Annotated in this window: 13 protein-coding genes, 1 tRNA gene and 1 pseudogene; 12 read left to right on the plus strand and 3 right to left on the minus strand. The window is 69.3% G+C overall.

Going from position 1 to position 16627, the window contains the following annotated elements:
* Nucleotides 1-106 precede the first annotated feature (106 nt).
* The 5 genes from pstB (at nucleotide 107) to R0145_RS05695 (ending at nucleotide 5166) form a co-directional block, all read left to right on the plus strand.
* Complete coding sequence (gene pstB / locus R0145_RS05675; protein WP_317840154.1) at nucleotides 107-871, plus strand: phosphate ABC transporter ATP-binding protein PstB; 765 nt, start codon at nucleotides 107-109, stop codon at nucleotides 869-871.
* A 7-nt stretch (nucleotides 872-878) separates the two neighbouring features.
* Nucleotides 879-2744 (plus strand): serine/threonine protein kinase, encoded by a 1866-nt coding sequence (locus tag R0145_RS05680; RefSeq protein WP_317839397.1) that lies wholly within the window; start codon nucleotides 879-881, stop codon nucleotides 2742-2744.
* Nucleotides 2737-3675: a lytic transglycosylase domain-containing protein gene (locus tag R0145_RS05685; RefSeq protein WP_317839398.1), complete on the plus strand. Its 939-nt coding sequence runs from the start codon at nucleotides 2737-2739 to the stop codon at nucleotides 3673-3675. The genes R0145_RS05680 and R0145_RS05685 overlap by 8 nt, the downstream gene beginning before the upstream one ends.
* Nucleotides 3672-4157 (plus strand): hypothetical protein, encoded by a 486-nt coding sequence (locus tag R0145_RS05690; RefSeq protein ID WP_317839399.1) that lies wholly within the window; start codon nucleotides 3672-3674, stop codon nucleotides 4155-4157. The genes R0145_RS05685 and R0145_RS05690 overlap by 4 nt, the downstream gene beginning before the upstream one ends.
* A gap of 136 nt (nucleotides 4158-4293) precedes the next feature.
* Nucleotides 4294-5166: a DNA-processing protein DprA gene (locus R0145_RS05695; RefSeq protein WP_317839400.1), complete on the plus strand. Its 873-nt coding sequence runs from the start codon at nucleotides 4294-4296 to the stop codon at nucleotides 5164-5166.
* Between the two features lie 274 nt (nucleotides 5167-5440).
* Here the strand turns inward: R0145_RS05695 and R0145_RS05700 are convergent, their stop codons facing one another.
* Both R0145_RS05700 and R0145_RS05705 read right to left on the minus strand, forming a co-directional pair.
* On the minus strand, nucleotides 5441-7828 hold the full coding sequence (locus tag R0145_RS05700) for a S8 family peptidase (protein WP_317839401.1): 2388 nt from the start codon (nucleotides 7826-7828) through the stop codon (nucleotides 5441-5443).
* 1 nt (nucleotide 7829) lies between these two features.
* Complete coding sequence (locus tag R0145_RS05705; protein ID WP_317839402.1) at nucleotides 7830-8963, minus strand: AAA family ATPase; 1134 nt, start codon at nucleotides 8961-8963, stop codon at nucleotides 7830-7832.
* Nucleotides 8964-9080: 117 nt separating this feature from the next.
* On the opposite strand from R0145_RS05705, the gene R0145_RS05710 reads away from it, so the two are divergent.
* The 4 genes and pseudogenes from R0145_RS05710 to R0145_RS18375 all read left to right on the plus strand — a co-directional run.
* Nucleotides 9081-9401 carry a helix-turn-helix transcriptional regulator gene (locus R0145_RS05710; protein WP_317839403.1) on the plus strand — a complete coding sequence of 107 codons (321 nt, stop codon included), beginning with the start codon at nucleotides 9081-9083 and terminating at the stop codon, nucleotides 9399-9401.
* A gap of 340 nt (nucleotides 9402-9741) precedes the next feature.
* Nucleotides 9742-10047, plus strand: a complete 306-nt coding sequence (locus tag R0145_RS05715) for a hypothetical protein (RefSeq protein ID WP_317839404.1) — start codon at nucleotides 9742-9744, stop codon at nucleotides 10045-10047.
* Nucleotides 10048-10049: 2 nt separating this feature from the next.
* A complete protein-coding gene (locus tag R0145_RS05720) occupies nucleotides 10050-10598 on the plus strand; it encodes a hypothetical protein (RefSeq protein WP_317839405.1) in 549 nt (182 codons plus the stop codon).
* A gap of 195 nt (nucleotides 10599-10793) precedes the next feature.
* A pseudogene (locus R0145_RS18375) lies at nucleotides 10794-10967 on the plus strand (tyrosine-type recombinase/integrase); the annotation flags it as partial.
* Between the two features lie 175 nt (nucleotides 10968-11142).
* On the opposite strand, the gene R0145_RS05725 reads toward R0145_RS18375, so the two are convergent.
* A tRNA-Arg gene (locus R0145_RS05725) sits at nucleotides 11143-11216 on the minus strand.
* Nucleotides 11217-11323: 107 nt separating this feature from the next.
* On the opposite strand from R0145_RS05725, the gene R0145_RS05730 reads away from it, so the two are divergent.
* From R0145_RS05730 to R0145_RS05740, 3 genes are read left to right on the plus strand one after another with little or no spacing between them, the layout of a single operon-like run.
* Nucleotides 11324-12844 (plus strand): PrsW family intramembrane metalloprotease, encoded by a 1521-nt coding sequence (locus R0145_RS05730; RefSeq protein WP_317839406.1) that lies wholly within the window; start codon nucleotides 11324-11326, stop codon nucleotides 12842-12844.
* Nucleotides 12845-12852: 8 nt separating this feature from the next.
* Nucleotides 12853-14832, plus strand: a complete 1980-nt coding sequence (locus R0145_RS05735; RefSeq protein ID WP_317839407.1) for a dynamin family protein — start codon at nucleotides 12853-12855, stop codon at nucleotides 14830-14832.
* Nucleotides 14832-16481 (plus strand): GTPase, encoded by a 1650-nt coding sequence (locus tag R0145_RS05740; RefSeq protein WP_317839408.1) that lies wholly within the window; start codon nucleotides 14832-14834, stop codon nucleotides 16479-16481. The genes R0145_RS05735 and R0145_RS05740 overlap by 1 nt, the downstream gene beginning before the upstream one ends.
* Nucleotides 16482-16627 lie beyond the last annotated feature (146 nt).

Here is a 16627-nt window from a genome sequence, read left to right on the forward strand (position 1 = left end):
CCCGGCCCCCGGGACGCCCCGCGGCGCGGACATCGAGGTCGTCGAAGCGCGCCGGGGGGAAGCACGCCGACGGGCCGATCCCGCACCCGCCCAGGAGCTCTCCGTCATCGAAGCCCGCGACATCTCCGCCTGGTTCGGATCGCACAAGGTGCTGGAGCGGGTCTCGCTCACCATGCCCGCCGGCCAGGTCACCGCCCTCATCGGGCCGTCCGGCTGCGGCAAGTCCACCTTCCTGCGGATCCTCAACCGGATGCACGAACTGGTGCCGTCCGCCTCGCTGGCCGGGGAAGTGCTCCTCGACGGGGACGACATCTATGCCCGAGGCCGGAAGCTGCAGGAGGCGCGGAAGCACATCGGCATGGTCTTCCAGAAGCCGAACCCGTTCCCGGCGATGTCGATCTACGACAACGTCGTCTCCGGGCTGAAGCTGACCGGCACGCGGGCATCGCGCGACGAGAAGGACGACATCGTCGAGCGCTCACTGACGGCCGCAGGCCTGTGGAAGGAGGTGAAGGACCGGCTGCGGCAGCCCGGCGGCGGTCTGTCCGGCGGCCAGCAGCAGCGCCTGTGCATCGCCCGGTCGATCGCGGTCAAGCCGAAGGTGCTGCTGATGGACGAGCCGTGTTCCGCGCTGGACCCGACCTCGACCCGAGTGATCGAGGAGACGATGGTCGAGCTGCAGAAGGAAGTGACCATCGTCATCGTCACCCACAACATGCAGCAGGCCCAGCGGGTGTCGCAGCAGTGCGCGTTCTTCCTCGCCTCCCAGGGCACCCCCGGCGCGATCGTGGAATACGGCGACACCGAGGCCATGTTCTCCGAGCCGCAGGATGAACGCACCTACGACTACGTCAACGGTCGATTCGGGTGACCCGAGCATGATCGCCACACCCGGGGACCTGATCGGCGGGCGCTACGCACTCGACGAGCTCCTCGGTGTGGGCGGGACCGGATCGGTCTTCGCCGCCGACGACACCCTGACCGGGGAGCGGGTCGCGGTGAAGCTGCTGCATCCGCACCTGTGTGCGGACGCGGCCTCGCGCGACGCCTTCCTGAGGGAGGCGGAGCGTGCGTCGCGACTGTCGCACCCGAACATCGCCAGGGTGCGCGGTGCCGGGCTGCACGATGCGGCCGGGGTGGTGCAGCCGTGGATCGCGATGGACCTCGCCACCGGCCCCACCCTGCGCGAGCGGGTCCGCGACGGCGGGCCGCTCACGCCTGCCGAAGCCGGCGCCGTGCTCGACGGCGTCCTCGCCGGCCTCGGCCACGCCCACCGGGCCGGGATCGTGCACCGCGACCTGACCCCGCAGAACGTCGTGCTCGTCGGGGCCGCCGCCGGCGCGCCGCTGACGGCGGCCATGGTGCGGATCATCGACTTCGGTCTCGCCGACGCCACCGGACACTCCACCGTCGGTCACGACGTCCTGCTCGCCACCACCCCTGGCGGGGACGGCGTCGGGGGTGTCGGCGGGGGAGTGGTCGGCAGCGCGGCGTTCATGTCGCCCGAACAGGCCACCGGGAAACCAGTCCGGGTCGGCTCCGACCTCTACCAGGTCGGCTGCGTGCTGTACTTCGCGCTCACCGGACAGGAACCCTTCCCGCGCAGCTCGGCCACCCTGACCATGCAGGCGCACGTCAGCGCCCCCCCGCCGGTGCCCTCAGCGCTGGCGCCCGCCGCCCGGCGGTTGGACCGCGTCGTGACCCGGGCGATGACCAAGGTCCCCGCCCGCCGCTTCCGCGACGCCGCCGAGTTCCGCGAAGCTCTCGCCGCATCGGCCGCCGCATCGGCCGCCGTGGCGCCCGCGGTGGCGATGCCCGCGGTGCCGCCCGCAGTGGCGGCGCATGCAGTGGCGGCGCATGCGGTGGCCGAGCCCCACCAGGACGAGACCGACCCGCTTGCAGCGGACCGGACATCCACCGGGGCCACCAGGATCCGCGCCGGCGATCCCGTCCGGCGCGGCACCCTCGATTACCTCACCGACCCCGAACCTGTCGCCGCGGTGCCCGCGACCGGCCGGGCGCCAGGCAACGGCCCCGCCGTGCTCGGCGGTGTCGCCGTCGTTGCCCTTGTCGTCGTCGTCCTGGTCGCCGCTGCCCTCGGCGGGAGCAGCGCCGCGCCCGGCGCCGGGCCCGGCGCCGCACCGGCCCCGAGACCCTCGGCCACCTCGGCGGTGCCGGCGACCACTCCGCCGCTGACCCCGACCCCCACGCCGACCCCGACCGTCACCCCGAGCGCGCTCCCGGCAACGCCCACCCCCGTGCCGGCCAGCGTGCCCGCCCTGCACGGCACCCTCGCCGACGCGGAACAGGCCCTTCTCGCGGCAGGCTTCCGGGTCGGGACCATCACCCGGGAGGACTCTGCCGAGCGCGCAGAGACCGTGCTGCAGCAGCGTCCCGCACCAGGTGCGCAGGCCGTGGCGGGCGCCGTGGTGGACCTCACCGTCGCCAGCGGACGCAATGCCGTCCCGCAGGTCGCCGGCATGAGCCTCGGCACCGCCACCGCCGTCCTGGAGACCGCCGGCTTCCTCGTCGCACCGCAGCCGTCAGTGGTGCCCGCCGATCGCACCGTCACCGGCAGCGACCCGCCCGCCGGAACCGTGCTGCGGGTGGGCGTCACCATCTCCCTCGTAGCGCAGTCCCCGCCCACCCCGGACCCGACACCGATCGCACATCCGGCCACAGAGGGCCAGATCCGCCTTGGTGGCAGCCTCGGCCGTGCACAGAACAGGATCGCTTATGGCTGAGACGACAATGCCCGACACCATCCCCGAGCCCCCGTACTGGCAGACGCTGCTGTACCGGGCGATGGCGGTCGTCGGCCTCGCCATCATCGGCGTCGTCGCCCTCGGCATCCTGCACATCTCCCGGGCCGCGGAGCGGGCTGCGAGCGAGCAGCCCGTACAGGTGGTCGCGGCACCCGTCGGCGCACTCGCCGTCGCGAGCCCCGCCCCGCTGGCGCCCACCCCCTCCGCCGGTGCCGGCGCCAATACCTCTGCCGGTGCCTCCGCCTCTGCCAAGGCCAACCCTTCCGCCGGTGCCCGCACCGCCGTCACGGCCGGCGGTGGAACGCAGCGCACGAAGCAACAGGAGTCGGGTACGGCAACCTCCGGCTCCACCCGCGTCGACCCTGCCTGGACGGCGCGGGTGTCCGCCGCCACCGGTATCCCCGCCCGCGCGCTCAGCGCCTACGGTGCCGCACAGCTCGTCACGCAGCGTGAGAACCCGTCCTGCGGGATCGGCTGGAACACCATCGCCGCCATCGGGTCCATCGAGTCCAACCACGGCCGCCACGCCGGAGCCGTCCTCGGCAGCGACGGGTACTCGACCCCCGCGATCCGCGGCCCGGTCCTCAACGGCAACGGGGTCGCCGCGATCCGCGACACCGACCGCGGCGTCTGGGACGGCGACACCACGTGGGACCGCGCCGTCGGCCCCATGCAGTTCATTCCGTCCACCTGGAGGCAGTGGGGCACGGACGCCTCGGGCGACGGTGTCGCCGACCCCAACCAGATCGACGATGCCGCGCTGGCCACCGCCCGGTACCTGTGCTCCTCCGGCTCCATGACCACCTCCGGCGGCTGGCGGCAGGCAATCTTCGCCTACAACCACCTCGACGCCTATGTCAATGACGTCGCCGCCGCCGCGAACGAGTACGCGCAGAGGGCAGCACAGTGAGCGTCGTCGCGCATCTGAAAGCCCCGCTGGGCCCGTACGCCGTGGACCGTCAGGTCGATGCTGCCACCGGGTGGCTGATGGACCAGGACCGACTCGCGCTCGTCATCGAAGGGCCGAGCGTACTTGCCGAATCCGTGCACCTCCGGGCGCTGGCCGACAACTACCCCCTCGTTTACGGACGGATGCTCAGCGCCTCTGCACGGACCCTCGGCCGGGCTTCCCTGCTGGTCGTCAGGCCCTCCCGGACCACCCTCGAAGCCGCGACCTTGCAGGACCGGGACTACCTCGTGCTGCACTCCGGACCCGGCGACCCGCACCTGCCTTGGCAGGACGCGTGGTGCTGGGCGCACCACTCCCACGACCTGCGAGGCGGCGCCGGACCCGCTGTCGTCTGTGCCGGCGTCAGCATCGAGGAGGAGTGGGCCTTCCGGCAGCGCGCCACCGCCGAGACGGTGGGACGTCGTACGCGTCGGTTTCGCTAGCGACAGTCGATGGATCAGGGCCGCGGTGGTGAACCTGGCGGGTCAAGCCCCTGGGCGGGTTACAGATCACAACGTCTGCCAACCCGGCTAGGCTCGATTCATGGATAGCCGCGAGAACGAGCTGGCAGCGCTCCTGGTGCTGCTCCGGAAGAAGCCGGGCGGCGCCGGATGGAACGACATCGCGTTCGATGTCGCCGCCCGAGGAAGCGCGGTCGCGGTGCTGGACGATCTGGCCAGCGACACCCTGTTCGCCACGGTTGAGGAGGACGCACAGCTTGCGTCGGCCCGCAGGACCATCGCACAGTGGGACGCGGCCGGATACCGTGTCATCACCGTGCTCGACGAGGAATACCCGGCCCGGCTGCTCGGCATCCGCGAGACGCCACCGTTCCTCTTCTTTCAGGGTGCACTCCGGGAGCCGGACCCTGGGATGTCCGTCGTCGGCACGCGGCATGCTTCCGGTGACGGCCTGCGATTCGCAACCGAGGCCGCACGCCTCCTCGTCACCGAAGGACTGACCGTCATCGCAGGCCTCGCGGCAGGCATCGACACCGCCGCCCACCGGGCCGCACTGGACGCCGGCGGCAGGACGGTCGCGGTCCTCGGTACCGGAATCACTAGGACGTATCCAGCCAGCAACGCCACGTTACAGAGCCAGATCGCCGACCGGGGGCTGTTGCTCTCGCAGTTCTACCCGGATGCGCCCCCGACGAAGCAGTCTTTCCCGATGAGGAACGCAACAATGTCCGGATACGGACTCGCGACGATCGTCGTTGAGGCCGGTGAGTACTCCGGCACCCGCATCCAAGCACGGGTCGCTGGCGAACACGGGCGCCCGGTCATCCTCACCTCCGCGGTCGCCCGGACGACGGCGTGGGGTGCCGCGCTCGTCGACCGACCGAACGTGTACGTCGTCGACTCCCTCGACGAGCTGGCCGACGCTGTGCGCAAGATCCGTGAGGCGCCCGACCGTCTGACCAGCGCGCTCGACGCCTTGGCTTCGGCGTGACCCAGCAGTTTCGGCCCGACATCCAGCGGGCCGGGGACGAGTTGACTGCTGTCGCGGGCAGCTACCTGCACACGGTCAGAGCTGGGAGCTGGCAGGCGGCGGCGGTCCGTGCGGTGTAGACGAGTTCTGCGAGCTGGAGGCGGCCCTCGGCCTCGACGGCGGCTTGCCGTACTCGGCCCGTTGGGCGTCGGTCACGGCACACAGGGGCTCGTCCCTGACCTGTTCCCACGGGGCGATCGTGTTCTTGAGCGAACATCCCACAGGAGACTGAGCATCAGTACCAGTGGGGCGTCGATGAGCCTCGTGTCCGCAGCCTCGTCCTCGCGCGCTGGACGGGTCGAAGCGCTCCAAACCGTGTACGGATTGCGTCATAGACGTCTGTTGATCGCGATTCGTCAATGACCGAGATGAGGAGCGCGAACGGAATCTTGGTGGGTGAGTTGTCGAGGGCTCCGCTTCGTCGTGCGACGTAGGACAGCTCAAGTCTGGGCAACTCGACCTCGTTGGGCTTCAAAGTCACTCGGTAGTGGCGAACGGTCTCCCATTTCCCGCTGTCGCGCAGCTGAGCCTCTGAAGCACCTCGCTTCGCTGCGGTCAACGTCTTTGTGACGGGTTCTTGACTCGGCGTCCATCCCTGGGCGAGAAGAGCGCGTGCTGTGTCGCCGCCGATGTCCAAGGTTTGCTTCTTGTCGGGTAGCCCCTTGGGTGGGGTGAACGTATGGATTCTGTGGTGCGGTCGTAGAACGAGCTCTAGGGAAGCGCTGGTGTACTCGGTTGGCTGCGTCGGGTCGACTGGTGATGCGTAAGCGAGCGTGATCTGGAGCTGCACCTCGGTGGTGGCGGGGTCGGCGACTGGCACTTGATATCCGAGGAGGTCGCCGCGCTCGATCTCATCGATGTACAGGACGTGCGCCTCGTTGGGTGCGCAGTCCAGAAGTGCATCGAAACTGAGCGGCTGACGCCCGTAGCCGACTTCGTCTCGGAGTTTGAGGTGATTCCTCGGCCGCTCGGCGAAGTGAGTGGTGAAGGCTCGGAGGACGCTGCTGTTGACCCGCGGAAGCCGGGTTACGAGGTCAGCGAGAGCGTGCGTTGTCACTGGTGCTGCGAAGCTCGTGCCGGCCGCTTCAAGGAAGCTGCCATCTGCTCGCACAACATTGAACATCCGGTTGCCGCTGCCGCCGAACTGGACACCCAGGGGCTGGACTCGGGCCCCATGACGGCCAGGACCCATTGACGAGTACGGCGCCCGTGCCCAAGGTTTCTCGGGAGCGGGCGCGTCGCACGCGCCGACGGCGATCCCGTTAGCCATGTCGGCTGGTACCTGAACTCGATGGAGGCCGGTTTTCTGGTCCTGGTCGCCGTCGTTTCCGGCCGCCACAATGAACAGGACGTCCTTTTCCCAGGCCAGTTGGTCGAGTTCGCTTGTCCAACGGTTTGGTTCCATGTCGTCCTCGACTGCAAGGGTTGGGCCGAGGCTGAGGTTGACGAGGCGATGCCCATTGGTCTCGACCGCTTCTTTGATGCGATCGAGAACCCAGTAGCCTTCGAGGTCGTCGGGAATGTTGGGGGCTGGGAGTACTCGATAGCTCTCAACGGGGAGTGGCGGCGTTGGCGCTTGCCCTCCAGGTGCGACGAGGCCATAGAGGACGGCACCGGTCACGCCGGTGCCGTGGTCGAGCTCACCCTGAGCTGGCGGTTCTGGCGTGAGGTCGTGCGTGGGGATGGAGAACAGGGAGCCGCTTCTGCTGGCAACGTCCACGCCGCCGTCGAATACAGCGACCGAGACGGCTGAAAGGACAGGTTGGTTCGTCGGGGGCGCTGCGAGCCGTTGCACGCTGCGTGTGCCAAAGCGTGGACGTGGTCGGATCGCTGGCATGGGGCGTAGCACGCGCAATGGATTGAACCGAGCCAGGGAGGACGCCGTCTCGGTTTCAAGGCTGACCGGAGTGAAGGTCAGCCCGCCCACGCGCCGGACGTAGTCGCGATGAACTTCCCCGCCCTCGTTCACGATGAGCGTGAACCAGTGTTCAAGTGTCTCCTCATCGAGCGGAATCGGCTCGCCAAGCCTTGATGTGTGGGGATGGAGGACTGCTTCCCAAACGCGCCGCTCAGCGGAGTTAGCCCGCGCTTCTGGCTCCTCCCGTGCCCGCAGGACGTCGGACTGACGCGGTAGGGCGATTTCGCTGAGTTCGCGTATTTGTGTGAAGGCTTGCTCTTCTGTTCGGTTTCGTCCGCCTTCCGTGATGAGTCGCCGAAGCTCACTCAGGCCGCCGTCCGGGACGGTGAAGATGAGCCGCCGTGTCTGTGCTTCGACACTCTTCTTCTTCGTGACATACAGGCCCACGTCTGCTCGTGATCCGACTGGCGCTGCACCGATGTGGGCCAGGAGTTCGGTCGGGAAATAGGACGCCGCGAGGTAGTTCGGGAGTAGCTTCGCCTCGACGTAGACGCGATCGCTTGCGCGGAGCGTTGGCGGCAGAGTCTCGACCGCTTCGGTCACGGCGATCAACTGTGGCGCAAGAATGCTCTGCGCTTGCTCGACGGTTTGCGGCTCGTATTTTTCGCCGCCGCCGGCGCGCGGCGCCTGCACATCAAGTCTTAGCGCTTCCCCGTTGATGAGAAGCGGTCGCGATACAGCTTCATTGCTTCGCACGTCCGCCATGCTAGGCTCCTTCTGCTCGTTTGATACCGGCAGCGACGGTCGGGTGGCTCACGCCCATAAGCGCAGCGATCTGCCTGTTCGACATCCCCAACTTGTTGTGCATAGTCAAAAAGAGCTTGTCACGGCGTGGGCCGGCGTCCTCAATCTGACGCGCCAGCTGACTGAGAAGTTCATCGGTCACCGCGGAGTCGTTGAGGATTGATCGTCTGTGTGCGAGCGACCAGAGCCGTGTGAGGTCAGAACTGGTCATCCCGGATGTGAGCTCGGTCGCGAGAACAAGAGCGCCGGTGTCGACGCGCTCGACGCCCGCGGCGAGGTTGTTCAGGATGGCATGTCGTTCCTCGTCGCCCGGAAGTGACAGGACCAAGGAACGGTCGAAGCGCCGTTCAACTGCTGTGTCGAGGAGTTGGCGATGATTGGTCGCTGCTATCAGCAGGCTGGTGTCGGGCCAGCGGTCGAGTTCGACCAGGATCACGTTGACGATCCGCTTGAGCTCACCGATGTCCGAGTCGTCGTCGCGTCGCTTGGCGATGGCATCGAACTCATCCAATAGCAGCACGCAAGGACCGCTCTTCGCGTAGTCGAGGACGGACTTGATATTCCGTCCGGAGGTACCCAGGTAACTGGAGACGACTGACGACAGGTCGAGGGAGAGCAGCGGCAGTTGGAGCGACTGCGCCAACCAGCGGGCTGCCATGGTCTTGCCCACACCGGGAGGGCCACTCAAGAGGAGCGTGCGAGTGAGGCCCGCGCCTGCACGTCGCAGTTCGTCTGCACGGCTGCGTTCCAGCAGTACCTCGTTGAACTCAACCATCACGTCGTTGCTGAGGACGAGTCCCTCTCCATCTGGCAAGAGGTCGATGTCCACCAACGGTTGCGCACTCTCCCCTTCGGTCGGGACCGCGCCCGAGACGTAACGCAACTCTGTCGTATCAGAGCCAGCCGCGATGGCTTGATGCACCGCGTCGCGGAACGACTCGATATCCTGAACACCCGTAGGGACCGACCGCATCAGCCTCGATGCGAGCTGCCGTACCCCGGCGCCATGACCGCGTGTCCCGACGCGAACGAGGTCGACCACGGCGCGCTCAAGCCCATCAGGAGTGTGGTAACCCTTGCTCGCTGCGACTGCCATGCTTACCACCCTATCGAATTTCACCATGGCTGCCCGACAGGCGCACCCGGTAAGATCATGGCATGGGTCTCCGACACTTACCGGTTGGCGCCTGTCTTCCACCTGAGAAGGTACGTCATGGAAGCCGACATCGTCGAGCTGCTCGGCGTCGATCCGAGTGATCCGCTCGCGCAGCTTGCTGGTGAGCTGGTGGCCAGCGACGAGAAGCTGCTGGATCAGCTTGTCAAGGTGCGCCGTGATCGCGGCTTGACCCAGGCGGATGTGGCCGCGCGGATGGGGATCTCGCAGGGCGCGGTGGCGAGGGTCGAGAGCGGTGAGCGGAACCCACATTTGTCGACTTTTGCGACGCTACGCCCACGCCGTCCGAGCTCGGGTGACGCACACGGTCACGCCTGTGGGGCTTCCCGGTCGTGGGGTGCGGTCGCGTTGGTGAGCTGATTCTGACGGCTCAGCTTGCGGCACCTCGGGCCAACCTGGCGCGACCCACGGTCTTGTGAGCGTCGAGGACGCCTCTCCTACTCCGACTCGGGCAGGCAGTGCAGCGCAATCTGCACCAAGCCGTCATCTACCAGGTGTTTCACCAGCGCCCCCAGTGCGACTCGAATGCACGACCCGCAGACTAGAAGTCCAATCAGGACCATCCTGCCTAGTCGCATCTGGATTCAGACCGTCCGGTCCAGGCCGTTCCGGTGCAACACCTCCACCCCAACATCCGGCACTGTCTGACCCCATCCGTACGGTCGCGATAGCAGGCCCGTTAGCAACGAAGGAGCCCATCATGCCCACCAATGACACCCCCGCGATCACCCGTGACGACGCAATCACGTACCTGCGGACCGCCCTCCAAGACAACGCCGTCGAGTATGACCTCAAGGGTCTCGCCGACGACCTCCACAACCAGTACGGCACCTGGGATTTCTCCACCGCCATGGATGACCCGGATGGCGTCGAACGGTTCTGGGGCACGGCTGGCTTCCACGAGTGGCGGACCGTCCTCAGCGCGGTCAGCGACCAGGAACTGGTCGACGAGATCCGGCGTCGGATGGAGCGGCCGGCCGCAGAGCCCGAGCCTGGGGAGAACTGACCATGACCGCCACAACCTTCACCCGCGACACTGCATGCACCTACGTGTTGAACAAGATCCGTCAGACGTTCGGCGTCCAGCACGAGTTCGACATGCCGAAGATCCTCGACAACCTGGCCGTCGAGTGCCCTGACTGGAACGTCGCCGGCCACGACACTGTGGAGCTGATCAACACCATCTTGCGGCACCGGGTCACTGAGCCCGTGCCGGGCTGCCTCGACTGGTGCACTCTCGGACCCGGGCACATCTTCCAATCGTCTACGAACGGGAAGCGTGAGGGATACCACGAGGGCACACTCGCTATCGTCCCGAGTGACTACGAGCACACACCGGGAAGGGTGCAGAACGAACACACAGAGGTGTTCATCATCCAGGACGTCACCACGCATCCCGATGACACCATCACCATGCGTGCCCCATACGTCGTCGTAACCAACTACGACGATGGATCCGGGCCGTCCTATGGACGCGTTGAGTCTCTCGACATTCTCATCGAGGCTCTGAAGAGGGGCCGTGAGGAACTCGCCAAGTTGCAGCCCAGCGCGTCGTGACGACCATCTTGGCCAGGCTCGCGCTTGTCCGACCGGTCCCGAACGTCTGAAGGGCCCTGCGGAGGGGGTACTCAGATGGTGAGTACCCCCTCCACGGCGTCCCCGCGCACACGCGGGCATGAGCGCTTCCCGGCTCCGGGAGCCGTCGACATCGGCGCATAGCTCAGTTGGTAGAGCGCCTGCCTTACAAGCAGGGTGTCGTTGTCGAACTGGTGGAGGACGCTGGTGGCCGGCCTGGATCTGTCGAGGATGACCCTGCACGGCTGCCGCCCCACCCACGCGACGACGCTGCTTCTGCGCGAGGGGGTCCCGGTCCACATTGTGTCGAAGCGCTTCGGGCACCGCGACCCGTCTGTGACGCTCAATGTGTACGCCGACGCGATCCCGGCCGATGACACCAGGGCTGTCGACGTGTTCGCCCGAGCCGTCTGGGGGCCTGAAATGGACTCTGTTCGCAATCCGTTGGCAGATCGGGCCTGCCGGGGTCCTCCGCCTGGTCGGACAATCCCAGCCAAACCGTCATCTACCAGGTGTATATCACCAGCGCCCCCAGTGCGACTCGAACGCACGACCGGCAGATTAGAAGGCTGCTGCTCTATCCAGCTGAGCTATGGGGGCAGTCCGACTGATTGTACGACCTCGGGCGAGGACGCCGCCCGGGCTGGGCCTCGGTCGGGGACCGTACGCCCGGGGCGATGTCTGCGGCGCTGGGTAGCCTTGGCCACATGTCTGTTGAGACCCATCGCACGACCCGCGACCCGTCGCGGTCCCTGGTGGGCACCGGCCGGCCGGAGGCGGGCGGCCCCTCCCCGGATGGGCGCCTCACGGTCGGCACCGGCGGGGACACCACCCCCCGGGACCTGCGTCGGGAGCGACGCCGCAACGGCCTGCCGGCGCCGGTGGATCGTACGGTGCCGCTGCCGCGCCGATTGCTCGGCGACTGGCGGCTGTGGATGTCGCTGGCCACGGTGGTCCTCTTCGTCGCCGCGTTCCTGGTCAACTGGACGCTCTTCGTGCCGGAGCACACCACCGCCACCGGCTCCATCCAGGGGCTCGGCACCGCGGTGATTCCGAAGGCCGCTCGGCTGGCGGCCTTCACCGCCGTCCCGCTGACGCTGCTGCTGGTCCTGGCCGACCGGCTGCGGCCGCAGGGCCTGTGGCTGTGGACGATCGCGCTGGTCTGGGGTGGTCTGGTCTCGACGGCGATCGCCGCGCCGATCAACACCTGGGCCTCCGCCCACCTGTCGATCGTCGGCAACGGCGACCCGGCGACCAGCCTGCGCGGCGCGGTCTTCATCGCCCCCTTCGTCGAGGAGGCGGCCAAGGCGACGGTGGTGTTCTGGATCGCCATCCTGTTCCGCAACCGGGTGATGTCGTGGCTGTCCACCGTCGCCCTGGCCGGGCTGTCGGGCACCGGGTTCGCCTTTGTGGAGAACATCGTCTACTACGGGCGGATCTACCGTTACGTCTCGGTCACCTCGGGCACCGGCGTCGACGCCCAACAGGCGATGAACCAGCTCGCCCTGATGCGTGGAGGGATGACCTTCTTCGCCCACCCGCTGTTCACCATCATGACCGGCATCGGCGTGGCCACCGCCCTGCGGGCCCGCAGCAAGCGGGTGCGGGTGCTGGCCCCGCTCACCGGCTTCCTGGCCGCAGCCCTGCTCCACATGGTGTTCAACTTCACCGCCTCGGCCGACTCCCCGGTGGGCCTGATGCTGTGGTTCATCGCCCTGGCGCTCGTCGGCACGGTGATCGGGGCGATCCTCAACCAGCTGCGCCGCGAGCGTTCGGTGCTGCAGGCCCGGCTGGCGGAGTACGGACGGTACGGGTGGCTCGACGAGGCGGATGCGGTGGCACTGGGCGCCGCCCGGGTGCGGATCCGGGCGCGGTGGTACGCGTTGTGGCGCGGCCCGACGACGTTCGCCGCCACCTGGCGGCTGCAGCGCGACGCGGTCGAGCTGGCCTACCTGCGCGATGCCGTCGGCCGCGGACTGGTGGATGCCGCCGGTCCGGGCCGCGAGGCGGAGCTGCTGCGCCGGATGCGCGTCGTCCGTCCGGCGGCCGTCGTCGTCGGCGCGGGGGCGATCGAGTATCCCTGGCAGCGCTGGCGGCGGGCACTGCGTGACCGGGCCGCCAGCGGTCGGCCGGAACCGCGGCGCAGGCCCCCGGTCGACGGACCGCTAGGATCATCAGGCATCGAGTACTCGCCGGTGGATCCGCAGTGGGGGCCACCTGAGCAGTAGGAGGATCCATGACGGGACGGCTGGCCGAATCGCTCGAAGAGCTTCGAGCTGCGGTGGCCGACGTTCATCTCCCCCTGCCACTCCCCGGCGCCGACCGGGCGCTCGCCGAGGCGACCGCGATCGCCGACCAGCTCGATGACTACGTCCTGCCGCGGCTGGCCCGCCTGGACGCCCCGCTGCTCGTTGTGGTCGGCGGGTCCACCGGGGCCGGGAAATCCACCCTGGTGAACTCCCTGGTGGGACGTCCCGTCACCACTTCCGGGGTGATCCGGCCGACGACCCGACGGCCGGTGCTGGTGCACAACACCGAGGACGCGGGCTGGTTCGCGGGCCAGCGCATCCTGCCGGGACTGGCCCGGGCGACCGGCGAATCCGATGGCGCCGGCCTGCAGCTGGTCGCCGAACCCACCCTGCCCCGCGGTCTGGCGATCCTCGATGCCCCCGACATCGACTCCGTGGTCGACGAGAACCGGGCGCTGGCCGGGCAACTCCTCGCGGCGGCCGACATGTGGCTCTTCGTCACCTCCGCCGCCCGCTACGCCGACGCCGTGCCCTGGGATTTCCTCAACGGCGCGGCCCATCGGCACGTGGCGGTCGGCGTGGTGCTCGACCGGGTCCCGCCGGCGGGCATGCGTGACATCCCCGGGCACCTGGGCCAGATGATGGCCCACCGCGGCCTGGGGGACGCGCCGCTGTTCGCGGTGCCCGAGACGACGGTCGACGCGCAGGGGATCCTGCCGAACGCGGCGGTCTCGCCGATCCGCGGCTGGCTGGCGAGCCTGGTGGCGAGCGACCGGACCCGCCAGGACGTCGTACGGTCCACCCTGACCGGAGCGATCGAGGACACCGCGCGGCGCACCCCGGCGATCGCCACCGCGGTCGACCAGCAGGTCCGGGCGGTGGCGCAGCTGCGCGACGACGCGAACTCCGCGTACGACCTGGCGGTGAAGGCGGTGACGGTGCGCACCGCGGACGGCACCCTGCTGCGCGGCGAGGTGCTCGCCCGGTGGCACGAGTTCGTCGGCACCGGCGAGTTCATGCGCGCGGTGGAGAACCGGATCAGCCTGCTGCGTGACCGCCTGATGGCGGTGCTGCGGGGCCGACCGGTGGAGGCCGACCATGTCAAGGTGGCCGTCGAATCCGGTCTCGAGGCGCTGATCATCGAGGAGGGCCGGGCCGCCGCCGAGCGCGCGGAGGCCGCCTGGCGGGGTGACCCTGCCGGCCGGCAGGTCCTGGAGGGATGCGCCGTCGACCTGGCGGCCACCTCCCACGACTTCGACGACCAGGTGGCGCGGATGATCCGCGACTGGCAGCGCGCCGTCCTGGACATGGTCAGCGAAGAGGGCGGGCAGCGCCGGCTGACGGCCCGCTACCTCGCCCTCGGGGTGAACGGGGTCGCCGCCACGCTGATGGTCCTCGTCTTTACCCAGACCGGCGGTCTGACCGGCGCCGAGGTCGGCATCGCCGGCGGGTCGGTCGCCCTGGCCCAGAGTCTGCTGGAAGCAGTCTTCGGTGACGAGAACGTCCGCCGGATGGCGAAGAAGGCCAAGGAGGACCTCGACGAGCGGGTGGAGGTGCTGATGTCGTCCGAACTGCTGCGTTATCACCAGAGCCTGGTCGCCCTGCAGGTCCGCCCGCAGCAGTCCGCGGAGCTCCGCGACGCCGCCCGCCATGTCGAGGAGGCGATCGCCGGTGGCCTGGACTCCGCGACGTACGCGGCGCCCGCCGGGACTCCTCCCGTGGTGCCGGCCGAGACCCCGCCCGCCCTCGAGGTGGGGGACACCCCCGCCCTGACGGCGGGGCCGGCCACGACATCTGCCGGATCCGACGAGCCAGCGGTGCCGGCCGGGACCGAGGCTGCCCCGGCGGATCGGACCGCCGAGGGCGCTCCGACCGGCCAGGTGGCCGAGGAGACCGGTCTGCTGCAACCCGAGCGCGACTGGCGGCGTGACCACGGTGGGGCCACCCACCCGGACGAGGAGAAGTGATGGCCCGACCGTCGAAACCCGGCCTCGCCGACCGGCTGCGTGCCCTCGGAGAGGCGGCCGAGGCCGCCTCCGGCCGGGTCGATCCGCAGCTCGTCGAAGAGGCCCGGAGTGTGGTCCGTCGGGCCGGACAGCGGCTGAGGTTCTCCGGGGCGGCGACTGTCACAGCGTTGGCCGGTGCCACCGGGTCGGGCAAGTCCACCCTCTTCAACGCCCTTGCCGGCAGTGAGGTGTCCACCCCCGGTATCCGCCGTCCCACCACCGCCCACCCGGCGGCGGTGATCTGGGGCGACGAGCCGACCGGTGGACTGCTCGACTGGTTGCAGGTGCCGCGGCGCCACCACGTCGACGCCTCCGGCGTTGAGGCCGGACTCGACGGCCTGGTGCTGCTCGATCTGCCGGACCACGACTCGGTCGAGGTCTCCCACCGGATGGAGGTCGACCGCCTGGTCCGTCTCGTCGACATGCTGGTCTGGGTCGTCGATCCGCAGAAGTACGCCGACGCCGCCCTGCATGACAACTACCTCGTCCCGTTGCGGGAGTACGCCCCGGTGATGATGGTCGTGCTCAACCAGACCGATCTGCTCGCCCCCGAGGACCGGCGCCGGACCCTGGACGACCTGCGTGCCCTGCTCGACCGCGAGGGCCTGCGGGAGGTGCCGGTGCATGCCGTGTCCGCCGTCACCGGGGAGGGGATGGCGGAACTGCGGACCATCCTCGCCGGCCGGGTCCGGGACAAGCAGGCCGTCGCCGACCGTGTCGGTGTGGACGTCCACCGCATCGTCACCCGGCTGCGGCAGGCATCGGGCACCGCGGCGGCGCCCCGGGTCAGCGACCGGACCGTGGCGGAACTGGACGGGGCCTGCGCCCGGGCAGCCGGTGTCCCGGCCGTGACAGAGGCAGTGGGACAGGCCTGGCGGCGCCGGGGGCGCGGCGCCACCGGATGGCCGGTGGTCTCCTGGCTGGCCACCCTGCGCCCCGACCCGCTGCGGCGGCTCCATCTGGACCCGGCACCCCGGCGGCGCTCGCGCCGGGAGATCGAATCGGGCATCGACGCCACCCATGCCCCGACCGGGCTGTCCCGGACCTCGGTCACCTCCCTGCAGGGCGTCCCCGCCGCCCAGGTCGACACCGCGCTGCGGGTGCTGGCCGACGAGGCCTCGGCCGGTCTGCCCCGAGGCTGGGCGGATGCCATCCGGGCGGCGGCCCGCTCCCGCACCGGCGACCTCTCCGACGCCCTGGACCGGGCCATCGGGTCGACGAACCTGCAGATGCACCGCAACCGCCGATGGTGGACGGTGATCCGCGTCGTCCAGTGGATCCTGATTGCCACCGTGATCGCCGGTCTGGCCTGGCTCGCGGTGGACTTCGGTCTGCTCTACCTGCGGCTGCCTCCGCTGCCCGACCTGTCCTGGCGGGGCATCCCGGCACCGACCGCGCTGGTGGCCGGCGGGGTGGTGCTCGGCCTGGTGGTCGGCGGCCTGAGCCGGATCGGGGTCGAGGTCGGGGCGCGGCGCAAGGTGTCCACGGCGCGCCGGGCGCTGCTCGGCAAGATCGACACCGTCACCCGCGAACTGGTGATCCATCCGGTCACCGAGGAACTCGACCGTTACGAGAAGGCCCGCGCCGAGCTGACGATCGCGGCCGGCTGAACGTTGTCACTGCCGGCCGCGGACGCCGCAGGGCGGCGCGGCAGGGCTGATCGTCGTGCCCGGCGGGAGCCTGTGTCCGCGGACCGGCCCGGCTGTCCACAGCCTGCCGGTGTCCTGCAGGAGTTGTCCACAGTGCGCCCGTCGCG

Source organism: Raineyella sp. W15-4 (genome assembly GCF_033170155.1).
Lineage (GTDB): Bacteria > Actinomycetota > Actinomycetes > Propionibacteriales > Propionibacteriaceae > Raineyella.

Excerpts from the sequence above, each read along its gene's own strand:
- R0145_RS05680 (WP_317839397.1), top strand. The coding sequence starts at position 879 with ATGATCGCCACACCCGGGGACCTGATCGGCGGGCGCTACGCACTCGAC.
- R0145_RS05685 (WP_317839398.1), top strand. The coding sequence starts at position 2,737 with ATGGCTGAGACGACAATGCCCGACACCATCCCCGAGCCCCCGTACTGG.
- R0145_RS05700 (WP_317839401.1), bottom strand. The coding sequence starts at position 7,828 with ATGGCGGACGTGCGAAGCAATGAAGCTGTATCGCGACCGCTTCTCATC.
- R0145_RS05705 (WP_317839402.1), bottom strand. The coding sequence starts at position 8,963 with ATGGCAGTCGCAGCGAGCAAGGGTTACCACACTCCTGATGGGCTTGAG.
- R0145_RS05710 (WP_317839403.1), top strand. The coding sequence starts at position 9,081 with ATGGAAGCCGACATCGTCGAGCTGCTCGGCGTCGATCCGAGTGATCCG.
- R0145_RS05715 (WP_317839404.1), top strand. The coding sequence starts at position 9,742 with ATGCCCACCAATGACACCCCCGCGATCACCCGTGACGACGCAATCACG.
- R0145_RS05720 (WP_317839405.1), top strand. The coding sequence starts at position 10,050 with ATGACCGCCACAACCTTCACCCGCGACACTGCATGCACCTACGTGTTG.
- R0145_RS05730 (WP_317839406.1), top strand. The coding sequence starts at position 11,324 with ATGTCTGTTGAGACCCATCGCACGACCCGCGACCCGTCGCGGTCCCTG.
- R0145_RS05735 (WP_317839407.1), top strand. The coding sequence starts at position 12,853 with ATGACGGGACGGCTGGCCGAATCGCTCGAAGAGCTTCGAGCTGCGGTG.
- R0145_RS05740 (WP_317839408.1), top strand. The coding sequence starts at position 14,832 with ATGGCCCGACCGTCGAAACCCGGCCTCGCCGACCGGCTGCGTGCCCTC.